This is a genomic window from Pantoea sp. OXWO6B1, from assembly GCF_001641135.1.
GTDB lineage: Bacteria > Pseudomonadota > Gammaproteobacteria > Enterobacterales > Enterobacteriaceae > Pantoea > Pantoea allii.
In genome coordinates, this window is the sequence record NZ_LWLR01000001.1 from 380,752 (window position 1) to 393,393 (window position 12,642).

At 53.9% G+C, this 12,642-nt stretch carries 11 protein-coding genes; 6 read left to right on the forward strand and 5 right to left on the reverse strand.

The features are described from left to right. Positions 1–115: 115 nt before the first annotated feature. Positions 116–1,618, forward strand: coding sequence for an inorganic phosphate transporter PitA (pitA, locus tag A6A26_RS04150; RefSeq protein ID WP_063877595.1), 1,503 nt, complete (start codon positions 116–118; stop codon positions 1,616–1,618). 36 nt (positions 1,619–1,654) lie between these two features. Here the strand turns inward: pitA and uspB are convergent, their stop codons facing one another. Next, positions 1,655–1,990, reverse strand: a complete 336-nt coding sequence (gene uspB, locus A6A26_RS04155; protein ID WP_063877596.1) for a universal stress protein UspB — start codon at positions 1,988–1,990, stop codon at positions 1,655–1,657. 423 nt (positions 1,991–2,413) lie between these two features. Between uspB and uspA the strand changes: the two genes are divergently transcribed. Then, positions 2,414–2,851 (forward strand): universal stress protein UspA, encoded by a 438-nt coding sequence (uspA, locus tag A6A26_RS04160; protein ID WP_063877597.1) that lies wholly within the window; start codon positions 2,414–2,416, stop codon positions 2,849–2,851. A 54-nt stretch (positions 2,852–2,905) separates the two neighbouring features. Here the strand turns inward: uspA and rsmJ are convergent, their stop codons facing one another. Continuing rightward, positions 2,906–3,658 carry a 16S rRNA (guanine(1516)-N(2))-methyltransferase RsmJ gene (gene rsmJ, locus A6A26_RS04165; RefSeq protein WP_063877598.1) on the reverse strand — a complete coding sequence of 251 codons (753 nt, stop codon included), beginning with the start codon at positions 3,656–3,658 and terminating at the stop codon, positions 2,906–2,908. A 7-nt stretch (positions 3,659–3,665) separates the two neighbouring features. Continuing rightward, entirely contained in the window at positions 3,666–5,708 is a 2,043-nt protein-coding gene (gene prlC, locus A6A26_RS04170; RefSeq protein ID WP_063877599.1) for an oligopeptidase A, read from the reverse strand. Positions 5,709–6,081: 373 nt separating this feature from the next. Here prlC and A6A26_RS04175 point away from each other — a divergent pair, with 373 nt between their 5' ends. Together A6A26_RS04175 and A6A26_RS04180 are read left to right on the forward strand one after the other, a co-directional pair. Next, the gene (locus tag A6A26_RS04175) at positions 6,082–6,924 is read left to right on the forward strand and encodes a 23S rRNA (adenine(2030)-N(6))-methyltransferase RlmJ (RefSeq protein ID WP_063877600.1); all 843 of its coding nucleotides are present in this window, start codon (positions 6,082–6,084) and stop codon (positions 6,922–6,924) included. Between the two features lie 62 nt (positions 6,925–6,986). Then, the gene (locus tag A6A26_RS04180) at positions 6,987–7,802 is read left to right on the forward strand and encodes a CPBP family intramembrane glutamic endopeptidase (protein WP_063877601.1); all 816 of its coding nucleotides are present in this window, start codon (positions 6,987–6,989) and stop codon (positions 7,800–7,802) included. A 3-nt stretch (positions 7,803–7,805) separates the two neighbouring features. On the opposite strand, the gene rnz is transcribed toward A6A26_RS04180, so the two are convergent. Further along, positions 7,806–8,717, reverse strand: a complete 912-nt coding sequence (rnz, locus tag A6A26_RS04185) for a ribonuclease Z (RefSeq protein WP_063877602.1) — start codon at positions 8,715–8,717, stop codon at positions 7,806–7,808. Between the two features lie 124 nt (positions 8,718–8,841). On the opposite strand from rnz, the gene gorA reads away from it, so the two are divergent. Then, positions 8,842–10,194: a glutathione-disulfide reductase gene (gene gorA, locus A6A26_RS04190; RefSeq protein WP_063877603.1), complete on the forward strand. Its 1,353-nt coding sequence runs from the start codon at positions 8,842–8,844 to the stop codon at positions 10,192–10,194. 69 nt (positions 10,195–10,263) lie between these two features. On the opposite strand, the gene A6A26_RS04195 is transcribed toward gorA, so the two are convergent. After that, positions 10,264–11,394, reverse strand: a complete 1,131-nt coding sequence (locus tag A6A26_RS04195; protein ID WP_063881053.1) for an ROK family transcriptional regulator — start codon at positions 11,392–11,394, stop codon at positions 10,264–10,266. Positions 11,395–11,698: 304 nt separating this feature from the next. On the opposite strand from A6A26_RS04195, the gene A6A26_RS04200 reads away from it, so the two are divergent. Next, on the forward strand, positions 11,699–12,472 hold the full coding sequence (locus A6A26_RS04200; protein ID WP_063877604.1) for an inositol monophosphatase family protein: 774 nt from the start codon (positions 11,699–11,701) through the stop codon (positions 12,470–12,472). Positions 12,473–12,642: the final 170 nt, after the last annotated feature.

Here is a 12,642-nt window from a genome sequence, read left to right on the forward strand (position 1 = left end):
TAACCGGGTTAATTGACATTTTTAGTCCAAATCATGACTATATTTTCCTTTCCCAGACCGCATGTTGTCGCGGATAATGCGCCGCGTTCATGTCCTCCAAAATGGCGTAACGTCTATGCTACATCTGTTTGCTGGTCTAGATCTTAGCACCGGCCTGTTACTGATACTTGCTCTGCTGTTTGTATTGTTTTACGAAGCAATTAACGGCTTTCATGATACGGCCAACGCGGTTGCGACGGTCATCTACACACGTGCCATGCGTGCTCAGCTTGCCGTTTTGATGGCGGGGGTTTTCAACTTCTTTGGTGTATTGCTCGGCGGATTAAGCGTGGCTTACGCTATCGTGCATATGCTGCCTACCGATCTGCTGCTGAATGTCGGCTCGGCTCACGGTCTCGCCATGGTGTTTTCCATGCTGCTGGCGGCGATTATCTGGAACCTGGGCACCTGGTATTTGGGGCTTCCGGCTTCCAGTTCCCACACCTTAATCGGCGCGATTATCGGCATCGGCCTGACCAATGCATTAATGAACGGCACCTCGGTCGTCGATGCGCTTAACATTCCTAAAGTGCTGAATATCTTCCTGTCTCTGATCCTTTCTCCCATCGTCGGCCTGGTGATTGCGGGCAGCTTAATCTTTCTTCTTCGCCGTTACTGGAGTAACACCAAGAAGCGTGCGCGTATTCATATGACGCCCGCAGACCGGGAGAAAATTGATGGCAAGAAAAAGCCGCCTTTCTGGACGCGTACCGCCCTGATTATCTCCGCCATTGGCGTCAGCTATTCACACGGTGCAAACGACGGGCAAAAGGGGATTGGCCTGATCATGCTGGTTCTGATTGGCGTTGCGCCAGCAGGCTTTGTGGTCAATATGAATTCATCGGGTTACGACATCACGCGCACGCGCGATGCGGTTAACCACCTTGAGCAATATTACCAACAGCATCAGGCGTCATTGACCCATATCATCCAGATGGCTCCGCCTAAACTGCCCACGCCAGAAGAAGTCGCCCCGGCAACGTCAACCGAGTTTCATTGCGACAGCGCGCGTGCGCTGCAGGCCGTGCAGCGTGCTCAGGTGTTGCTGAACAATCTGCAAAGCTATGGCGATCTGTCCGTCGATCAGCGTAGTCAGATGCGCCGCCTGTTGCTGTGTATTTCCGATACCGCCGATAAAGCGGCGAAGCTGCCGGAAACCTCCGCTGACGATAAACGCTTCCTTGGCAAGCTCAAAGGCGATCTACTGAACACCGTTGAGTACGCGCCGGTATGGATTATCATGGCGGTGGCGCTGGCTTTAGGCATCGGCACCATGATTGGCTGGCGTCGTGTTGCCACCACCATCGGTGAAAAAATTGGTAAGAAAGGCATGACCTATGCGCAGGGCATGTCCGCGCAGGTAACAGCCGCCGTATCGATAGGCATTGCCAGCTACACCGGCATGCCGGTCTCCACCACGCATATCCTGTCCTCTTCCGTTGCCGGTACGATGTTGGTAGACGGCGGTGGATTGCAGAGCAAAACCATCAAAAACATCGCCATGGCGTGGGTATTTACGCTGCCGGTCTGTATTTTGTTGTCGGGTTCGCTCTACTGGATTGCGCTCAAGCTCATCTGAGACAGCGGCAAATCAGGGCGACTTCGGTCGCCCTTTTTAATGCCAGATGGCCAGCGCAATCAGGCTGATCACCACTAATCCGCACAGCGAACTGGCCAACATAAACAAGCCTCTCACCCGCTCACAGCGGCGAATAAATTCGTCATCATGATGATCAAGATAGCGTCTTGCCCAGATATAACGCACCAGCCTGACCTGCTTGCCGGGCTGACCATGGGCGGTGAAAAACCCTGCGCCGTCAACGTACTGATACAGCAACGGATCGCAGCCACGCAAAACCACCAACAGCGCACGCAACGAAGAGAAATAGCGCGCCATATTCACAATACATACCACACAGAGAGCCCAAAAAAGCGCGATAGTGCTGATCATCTACCCCTCCTTACCGGTACTGCAGAAAAGTGCTAAACGCGCACCCTGCTGAACAGTCCCTGCAGAATTAGCCAACAACCCCATTAAATGATTTGTAGTTTTATTTTTGAAATATCTGAACAGATGCAGCAATGTGACGAAGGCTGCTTTTTCAGTTTAGGAGCAATGTTCAATTTTTTACCAGCAAGGATTTTCGTTTTATACGAGTAAAAATCGTTCATCATTGATCTTATTCACAACCCAGACGGCTTCAGACGCATTTGTTAACACAGATGACTATACTTTCAGGTATAACAACATTATCGCCTGTGCTGTACGTTAACCATTTCGGTGGCGCGCATCGCCCGTTCGCGCAATGGATTTCGCAGCTATGACGCGTCTGGAAACCGCTGCCATTCTGAATCTCGTGGAAGGAGTTATATCATGGCTTACAAACATATCCTGATTGCAGTCGATCTTTCGCCAGAAAGCCAGTTGTTAGTCGATAAAGCTGTCTCGCTCGCGCGTCCTTACGACGCAAAAATTTCGTTGATTCATGTCGATGTAAATTACTCTGATCTCTATACCGGCCTGATTGATGTCAACCTGGGCGATATGCAAAAGCGGATTTCTGAAGAGACACATCAGGCGCTTAAAAGCCTGTCGGATGCCGCGGGCTATCCTATCACCGAAACCCTGAGCGGCAGTGGCGATCTCGGTCAGGTGCTGGTGGATGCGATTAAGAAATACGATGTGGACATGGTGGTGTGCGGTCATCATCAGGACTTCTGGAGCAAACTGATGTCGTCTGCCCGCCAGTTGATCAATACGGTGCATATCGACATGCTGATTGTGCCACTGCGCGACGAAGAGGAAGAATAATTCGCCTGCGTTAAGCCGGTGCGGCTGACGTGCCCACCGGCTTCACAAACCCCGCTACTCAGCCAGTGGCGGATAGATATCGAAGCGGTGACTTTTGGTAAGCACCGCAGACTGCGTAACAACCCCTGCCAGCGGTGGCGCGTAATCCGGGCGTTTCACCACGATACGTTTCTTTGCCAGACGGCGAGCCGGTGCCAACAGAGCATCAGCGTCCTCATCCGCCCCAACCAGCGACTGAAAGACCCGCATCTCTTTTTTCACCATGGCGCTTTTTTGCCGATGGGGATACATCGGGTCGAGATAAACCACATCCGGCTGCGGGGTGATATCGGTTAAGGCCTGAACGCTGGAGGCATGAATCAGCGTCAGGCGCTCACGCAGCCAGCCGCCAATCTCTGCATCCTGATAACCGCGCGTCAGCCCATCATCCAGCAGTGCGGCGACCACCGGATGACGCTCCAGCATCCGTACCCGGCAACCGAGCGCGGCCAGCACAAAAGCATCCCGGCCTAATCCGGCGGTGGCATCCACGACATCGGGCAGATAATCGCCTTTGATCCCGACCGCTTTGGCTACCGCTTCCCCGCGGCCGCCGCCAAAACGGCGACGGTGCGCCATCGCGCCAGAGACAAAATCCACGAAGATACCGCCCAGTTTGGGCTCATCCCGTTTACGCAGTTCAAGATGTGTGGCGGTTTTGACCAGCGCCAGCGTCGCGTCTTCACAGTGTGTCAGTTGCCAGCGCCCGGCTAAAACAGTTAAGGCGCCGTCACCGGCGCCTGTCTCATCAAGCAAACAGATGTTCACGTACGGCTTATCCCTGAATACCGTAGTGTTCCAGCATGGCATCCAGCTGTGGTTCACGACCGCGGAAGCGTTTAAACAGTTCCATCGGCTCTTCTGAACCGCCGCGCGTCAGAATGTTGTCGAGGAAGGACTGCCCGGTTTCCCGGTTGAAAATCCCTTCTTCTTCAAAGCGCGAATAGGCATCCGCCGCCAGCACGTCGGCCCACAGGTAGCTGTAATAGCCTGCCGCATAACCTCCGGCAAAGATATGGCTGAAGGCATGAGGGAAGCGGCCCCATTCCGGGCTGGGCACGACGGCCACTTTGCTTTTCACCTCGCGCAGGGTTTCCAGAATCTGTGCACCTTTTTCCGGGTTGAACTCGGTATGCAGGCGGAAGTCGAACAGGCCGAACTCCAGCTGACGCAGAATAAACAGCGCCGCCTGGTAGTTTTTCGCCGCCAGCATTTTATCCAGTAGCGCTTTGGGCAGCGGCTCACCGGTTTCGTAGTGACCCGAAATAAACGCCAGCGCTTCTGGCTCCCAGCACCAGTTTTCCATGAACTGGCTTGGCAGCTCAACAGCATCCCAGGGCACACCGTTGATGCCGGAAACGCCTGCCGCTTCAATGCGCGTCAGCATATGGTGCAGGCCGTGACCGAACTCATGGAACAGCGTGATCACTTCGTCATGCGTAAACAGCGCAGGCTTACCACTTACCGGACGATTGAAGTTACAGGTGAGGTAAGCCACCGGTTTTTGCAGGCTGCCGTCCGCTTTACGCATTTGCCCAACGCAGTCGTCCATCCATGCACCGCCGCGTTTGTGCTCGCGAGCATAGAGGTCGAGGTAGAAACTGCCGCGCAGCTCGCCGCTTTCATCGAACAAATCAAAGAAGCGGACATCCGGATGGTAAACATCGACGTCAGTGCGCTCTTTGGCGGTAATACCGTAAATGCGCTTCACCACTTCAAACAGGCCGGACACTGCACGAGATTCGGGGAAGTAAGGGCGCAACTGCTCATCGCTGATGGTATAAAGATGCTGCTTCTGCTTTTCGCCGTAGTAGCTGAGATCCCATGGGTTCATGGTTTCTACGCCAAACGCTTTTTGCGCAAAAGCGCGCAGCTGAGCCAGCTCTTTCTCACCCTGTGGACGGGCGCGGTCGGCCAGATCGTTCAGGAAATCGATCACCTGTGCCGGGCTCTGTGCCATCTTGGTGGCCAGGGATTTATCCGCGAAGGAGTCGAAGCCCAGCAGTTGCGCCAGCTCGTGTCGCAGCGCCAGCTCTTCCGCCATAATCGGACCATTATCCCATTTACCCGCGTTAGGGCCTTGATCGGAGGCGCGGGTCGAATAGGCGCGGTACATCTCTTCACGCAGAGCGGCATTATCGCAGTAGGTCATCACCGGCAGATAGCTCGGGATATCCAGCGTCAGCAACCAGCCTTCCTGCCCTTTGGCTTCCGCCTGGGCTTTGGCTGCGGCCAGCGCGCTTTCCGGCATGCCGGCCAGCTCGCTTTCGTCCGTAATCAGCTTGCTCCAGCCCATTGTGGCATCAAGCACGTTGTTACTGTAGGCCGAACCCAGCTCGGAAAGGCGGGCCGCAATTTCGCCGTAGCGTTTCTGCTTGTCTTTTTCCAGACCAATACCGGAAAGCTCAAAATCACGCAGGGCGTTATCGACGGCTTTCTGCTTTGCCTGATCCAGCGAAGCATAGTGACTGCCTTCTTTCAGATTGCGGTAGGCCTGATAAAGACCTTCGTGCTGGCCAACCCAGGTGCTGTATTCAGAAAGCAGCGGCAACGTTTGTTCATAGGCTTCGCGCAGTTCCGGGCTGTTTTTGACCGAGTTCAGATGGCTGACCGGCGAAAAAATTCGGCTCAGGCGATCGTCGGTCTCCGCCAGCGGCTGTACCAGATTGTCCCAGGTGTAAGGTGCGCCTTGCGCCACTACTTTTTCCACCATTGCACGGCATTCATTCAAAACGTCGGTCACGGCGGGCACCACATGTTCAGGCTTAATCGCTGAAAACGGGGGAAGTGTGAACGAGGTGAGTAACGGATTGGTCATAGCGCAGTCCTTTAACAATGTGTGGGGCGCGATGGGTCGCGCAACGCAATTCAATTAACATGCGGTCGGATACCGCGAAAATCAATGGCGCGACTTGTCGTGATGTAAACAATGGCGCGGATTATGATCCTACAGACGATGAGATCAAGCATAGCTGAGGACAACGCAGGCTATCACTTTCCTGTCGCGGCATGGTTAACAGATGTTAACAGCCTGTGTCAGCCTCCTGATTAGCGTGTAAAGCGGACTGAACAGCGCAGGCAGGACGCGCGGACCACGGCTGCGCGCGAAATGCCAGCAATTATTCCTGTCTGTCGTTATAATCGGGCCAACGTTATCATTTTTAGCTTCAACCGCGGACATCCCCTTTTTTATGCTGAGTTATCGCCACAGTTTTCACGCCGGCAACCATGCCGATGTGCTTAAGCACACCGTACAAAGCCTCATCATCACCGCCCTGAAAGAGAAAGAAAAACCCTTTCTCTATCTTGATACCCATGCCGGTGCAGGCCGTTATCAACTGAGCGGCGAGCATGCAGAGCGTACCGGCGAATATCTGGAAGGCATTGGCCGCGTCTGGCAGCAGCCGGATGCGCCCGCATTGCTGCAACCCTATTTTGACGCCATTCATGCCCTGAACCGGAGCGGTACGCTGCGTTACTATCCGGGCTCGCCGCTGATCGCCCGTCATTTGCTGCGTCCAGAGGATAAGCTTCAGCTTACCGAACTGCACTCCAGTGATTACCCCCTGCTGCGAACCGAATTCAGTAAAGACAGCCGCGCGCGCGTTGAAAAGGCCGATGGTTATCAGCAGTTAAAGTCAAAGCTGCCGCCGTTGTCACGTCGTGGTCTGGTACTGATCGATCCCCCGTACGAAATGAAGAGCGACTATCAGGCGGTCGTCAAAGGCATTCAGGAAGGCCACAAGCGCTTTGGCACGGGCGTTTTTGCCCTGTGGTATCCGGTGGTTATGCGTCAGCAAATCAAACATATGCTGCGCGATCTGCAGGCAACCAACATTCGTAATATCCTGCAAATTGAGCTGGCCGTGCGTCCTGACAGCGATCAGCGCGGTATGACGGCTTCCGGGATGATTGTGATCAATCCACCGTGGAAACTGGCCGATCAGATGAATACATTGCTGCCGTGGTTGCACCAGAAACTGGTGCCAACCGGTACAGGCCATTTCAGCGTAAACCAGATCGTACCGGAATAACGCCCTTCTCAGATTAGCGCCACCGCTTCTGGTGCGGCGGCGTTATACCTCAGGTCATTTTTATGTGGATCATCCTGGCAGGAGCACTGGCTGCCCTGCAACCGGCGAAACGCCTCTCGCTGTTATTACTGGCACTGGCAACGGCGCTGGGGGTTTACCAGAACGTTCTCGACTGGCCTGTTACCCTCGTTTTTGCTGCTGTTGCCGCACTGGTCGCGTTTCGTATTTACGACCGTCGGAGCCAAGTGTGGCAGAGCATCAGCGAGGCGCTTCTGGTGTTGATTGCCCTCGCGCTAATGCTGCATCTTATTCCTGGCTTCAACAACCCACGCCAGATTGATGCCGTTCGGGCTGGCGCGCACAGCCTGCCCTTCTCTTTTTCATTTAATTTCGATAAAGCCCTGATTCCTTTCTTGCTGCTGGCCTGTATGCCAACGCTGTTTAAAGCCGAGGCGCACCCACCGCGCACGCCTGTGTTATGGCTGCTGCCCGTAGCGGCGATTCCGCTGCTGTTAGTCAGCGCGGTATGGCTGGGTGGCCTGGCGTTTGAGCGACACGTTCCTGACTGGCTTGGGGCCTTTACCCTGGCAAACCTGTTTTTTGTGTCGCTGGCTGAAGAAGCGTTTTTCCGCGGCTACCTGCAACAGCGCCTGCGCCAGAAATGGGGCAGCACAGTTGCCCTGCTGGTCACCGCCTTGCTGTTTGGCCTGGCGCATGCGCCCGGCGGCGTGCTGCTGATGGTCTTTGCCGGGCTGGCCGGGCTGATTTATGGCCTGGTCTGGCACTGGAGCGGTCGCTTATGGCTGGCAACGGCGTGCCATTTTGCGCTCAATATGGTCCACCTGCTGTTTTTTACCTATCCGGCACTGGCGCACTGACCATCACAGCATGAATACCGCCAGGTCCTGGGCCATCTCCGTTTCAGGGAAGATGGCCTGGCACTCGGCCAGTAAACGGGCCATATCTCTGGCAAGATAGCGCGAACTGAAATGGGTGGCGATCATCCGTTTTGCACCGGCCTGCTTTGCCACTTTTGCGGCCTGCACGGTGGTTGAGTGACCGCGTCCGTTGGCTTTTTCAGCCAGTGCATCCTCCAGCGTGGTTTCGTGTACCATCACATCCACATTCGCGGCCAGCTGTAACGCCACCTCGGTAGGTGCGGTATCGCCAAAAATCGCCAGCGTTTTGCCTTTGGTGGGCGGCCCCAAATACTCAGCACCATGAACCGTGCGACCATCCTCCAGCGTGATGCTGTCCCCCAGCTTTAGCTGTTGATACCACGGGCCACGCGGCACACCTTCTGCCTTCAGACGTGCGGCATCCAGAAAGCCGGGCTTGTCTCGCTGTTCAATACGATAGCCAAAGCAGGCAATGGTGTGATTCATCGGCCAGGCCGTAACACGAAACTCGCCATCATCCAGCACCTCGCCCGCCTCGATTTCAATCACCTCCAGCGGATAGTCGGTGTACGAGCTGGACAGAGACAGAGCGTTATCGACAAAGGCTTTCAGGCCTTTGGGGCCATAAACCGTCATCGGCGTGGTAAGTCCCGCCATTGAACGGCTGGTAAGCAGGCCGGGCAGACCAAAAATATGGTCACCGTGCAGATGCGTAATAAAGATTTTATCGAGCTTGCCGGGTTTAAGATCGGAGCGCATAAACTGAAGCTGTGTCCCTTCACCGCAGTCAAACAGCCAGGTGTCGCCACTGTCTGCATGGGTAAAGGCAATGGCAGTGACGTTACGCTGCAAGCTCGGCGCGCCACCGCCCGTGCCAAGAAAAGTCAGGTGCATGCTATGCTTCTCTGTAAGTAGTGGAAAACAATGGCCTGTTACAATCATAGGCGCAATTTTTGCGACACCCTGCCCTGCGGCGTTACACTCTATGTCAATTTCCATGTAACCGGATGATACTTCAATGACCCGACATTATGACTATCTCGCCATCGGCGGCGGCAGCGGCGGTATTGCCTCGATTAACCGTGCAGCAAGCTATGGCCAGAAATGTGCCCTGATAGAAGCCAAAGCACTGGGCGGAACCTGCGTCAACGTGGGCTGTGTGCCGAAAAAAGTCATGTGGCATGCCGCGCAAATCGCCGAGGCGATTCATCTTTACGGCCCCGATTATGGTTTTGACACCACGGTAAACCGCTTCGACTGGGGCACGCTGGTCAAAAACCGTAGCGCCTATATCGACCGTATTCACCAATCATACGACAATGTGCTGGGGAAAAATAAGGTCGATGTCATCCACGGCTTTGCCCGTTTTATTGATGCGCATACCGTTGAAGTCAATGGCGAAACCATTACGGCGGACCATATTTTGATCGCCACCGGTGGACGTCCAGGCCATCCCTCTATCCCCGGTGCGGAATACGGAATTGATTCAGACGGTTTCTTTGAACTGGACGCGCTGCCAAAACGCACCGCGGTGATTGGCGCCGGTTATATCGCCGTGGAACTGGCGGGCGTGGTGAACGCACTCGGCTCCGAAACCCATTTATTCGTTCGTAAACATGCCCCGCTGCGCAGCTTTGATCCGTTGATCACCGAGACGCTGGTTGAAGTCATGAACGCGGAAGGCCCGACGCTGCACACTCAGGCGACGCCAAAAGCGGTGGTAAAAAATGCCGACGGCAGTCTGACGTTACAGCTGGAAGATGGCAGCGACTACACCGTCGATTGCCTGGTTTGGGCCATTGGTCGTGTGCCGGAAACCGACAGCCTGAATATCCAGGCGGCAGGCGTTGCGCTGGATGAGAAAGGCTATATCAAGGTCGATAAATTCCAGAACACCAATGTGTCAGGCGTTTATGCCGTAGGCGATAACACCGGTGCCGTTGAGCTGACCCCGGTGGCCGTGGCAGCAGGTCGTCGCCTGTCTGAGCGTTTATTTAATAACAAACCGGATGAGCATCTGGATTACAGTAACATTCCTACCGTGGTGTTCAGCCATCCGCCGATCGGCACCGTGGGCCTGACGGAACCGCAGGCGCGCGAACAGTACGGTGATGATCAGGTTAAAGTCTACAAGTCGTCCTTTACCGCGATGTACACCGCAGTCACCCAACATCGCCAGCCGTGCCGCATGAAATTAGTCTGTGTCGGCCCGGAGGAGAAGATTGTCGGTATTCACGGCATTGGTGGTGGAATGGACGAGATGCTGCAGGGCTTTGCAGTGGCGTTGAAAATGGGCGCAACCAAAAAAGACTTCGATAATACCGTGGCGATTCACCCGACCGCAGCGGAAGAGTTTGTGACGATGCGTTAACAGGGCAATCCTGATTCGTTCGCGACTTACCCTGACTCACTGATCCAAAACGGGCAGTGAGTCAGGGCCTTAATTAAAATAGGTTTCCCGCAACGGCGTTAACGCCGCGCCCAGCGCCGAACTGTCCCCTTCGATCTCGCTCAGCAGGATATCCGGATATTCCGCAGAAATGTCCCAGCGTGTACCCGAACTGACCCGTGGCATGGCTAAAAACATCTCGCCCAGCTTACGCGGGATTTCCCCGCCTAATATGATGGCGCCGGGATCGATGACCGCATTCAACGCATCCATTGCCCGATGCAGGTTTGGCGTTACCTCTTCCACCCATTGCTGAGCGATCGGCCATGCCGGATCGAATTGATGATTGAGATCGCGAATATCTTTAATTTCAATGCCGCCGCTGCGTAGTCGATCGATCAAGATCCCCAATGCAGGACGCAGCTTGCCCTCTTCCGGCGTAAAAATACGGCTGATCTCCCCCGCATTACCAAAAGCCCCCTGAAACGGTTTACCGTTGATCACGATGCCGCCGCCAAAACCGTAATTAAAGGAGAGGTAGCCAAACGTATCGTATTTCAGCCCGGCACCTAAAAAAGCCTCAGCGTGCGCCGCCGTGGTGGCGTTATTTTCAATCCATACCGGGCGGTCAAATAACCCCGTAATTTCACGACGCAGATCGATGCCCATCCAGCTTTTTAACGGTTCAGGCGGATTAAAATATTTACGCGAGTCATAAAGAAAGCCCGCCATGCTGTATCCCACACCGCACACTTTTTCTGGCGAAATACCCTGTTGCTTTAAGGTATCCAGATAGTGATGTTTGATATCCAGTAAGGTACGGGCCGGATCGCGGGGATGCGTATCCAGCACGCTGTATTCAGTGATACCGCCACGAAAATTAATCAGGCTGGCGGCAACGCTGTCCGAATTAATTGAAATTCCATAACCGTAACGTGCGTCCGCATTAAGCGATAATGACGGGCTGGGCTTGCCTCTTCCCTGGGACGGCGATTCCCCCAGGCTGAGAAAACCATTTTCGGTCAGCGTATCAACAATGCGGTGCACAGAAGACTGATTCAGAATCGTTTGTGAAACCAGAGAGGAGCGAGAAATCCCATCATTACGGCGGACAAGTTCAAGAATAAGTTTTTCACTGCGATTAAGTTCTACTTCATGATGACCTGAATTTCCATGAACCACAGCATTGTCCTCACCGTATTTAATAATGGGTTCTGTTAACACCCTAGCATGCTTTTATGCATCACGAATAGTAAAGGGAATGGCCTTTACGTTTTAATAAAATGTGCTGAATAGCGGCTGATTCTGACCGACATGCCTCGATCATAAAATCGTCATAATAGTGAAACATAACAGAGAGACACTCTAATATCATGCAGTAAGCATTATATTAAAGGCGATGCCTTATGTGGCGTATTTATACTCATGCTACATAAACGGATGGGTCGCACACCCCCTTCTTCTTTCTCTTTGCATCAGGTAAACAATGGATACGCGCTTAAAAGTTGCTGAACGCATCGCACAAGAAGCTGCACTACTGGCCCTGGATTATTTCAGGCAGCTGAGTGAATTAGCGATCTGCGAAAAAAGGCCACAGGATGTCTTCAGTGAGGCAGACCGGGAAGTAGAAAATCGTATACGCCAGCGTCTGGAACAGCATTTCCCCCAGGATCGTGTTATCGGTGAAGAACAGGGAGGCGAACTCAGCGCCAGCTACTGGTCAGTCGATCCCATTGACGGTACGAGCAATTTTTTACGCGGCTCGTCATTGTGGGGCATTTCTATTGGTTATGTGCATAACGGCGAGCCGCTAATCGGCGTCATCATCCATCCAGCATTAAATATCATGGTGAGCGGCGGTAAAGAGGCGGGCGTTTATCTGAATGGCGAGCCTTTTGAACGGCCCGTGATCGCTGAGGCGCTTAAAACCGTCGCCATTGGCGACAGTCCTTCATGGGATTTTACCCACCAGCTCTGCATTGAGAAAGCCTACCGGGATGATGGCTGGAATGTGGTGCGCTATCGTTGCGCCACGGTCGGTTTAACCTTTAGCGTGCTCGGTTATGTGGACGGTTATCAGGAATGTTTTAGCAGCATGTGGGACGTTTCTGCGGGTTATGCGCTCTGTAAAGCGGCAGGCCTGGAAGCGCACCTTGCCGGTACACAGGAAAAAAGCATGACGCATGTCAGTGTCGGAACCGCAGAAATGAACCGCCTTTCTGCCCAGTTTATCCCCCATCCCCGCTTTACCCCCGCCTGAAAAACAGACTGCCCACGGCTTATCTCATCACTGCACGTTCAGGACAGCGTTTCGGCGCTGTCCTGCCCTCTTTTTTTAATTTTGCCGCTCAGCCACACCTCACTGCCTCTGCGCTCAATATTATCCACTACGCATTAAAATAGTTAGCACGTTAAATGTAAGAACTCAAA